This window comes from Photobacterium sp. R1, assembly GCF_054600795.1.
This window is the reverse complement of the sequence record NZ_BAAHZP010000739.1, coordinates 1-254: the sequence shown is the minus strand read 5'-3', so window position 1 is coordinate 254 and position 254 is coordinate 1. Positions and strand designations below refer to the sequence as shown.

Annotated in this window: 1 protein-coding gene; it reads right to left on the bottom strand. The window is 48.8% G+C overall.

Annotated features, from left to right (window positions below; translation table 11 throughout):
- Nucleotides 1-127: 127 nt before the first annotated feature.
- Complete coding sequence (locus ACYP03_RS27025; protein WP_459782813.1) at nt 128-244, bottom strand: hypothetical protein; 117 nt, start codon at nt 242-244, stop codon at nt 128-130.
- Nucleotides 245-254 lie beyond the last annotated feature (10 nt).

Here is a 254-nt window from a genome sequence, read left to right as displayed (position 1 = left end):
ATTTGCAACAGTTAAGCTGGAAGTTGTTGCTGCTGAATAATCAGCACCGGCACTTCTGCGAAAAAACCAGCCTTAGGGCTGGTTTTTTTATGTCCGTAGAACCGTGATATCGGCGGGATAACTCAGATCAGTAATGGAAGAGCAGGTTGATTGTCATGGTGCCGTCGCGCTTTTGCAGGCCGTCCGGTACCCAGCTGTTGAACTTCTGAGTGTTGCTGAGCTTAATGGCGATATGTTCTGAGATCGCACTGGTG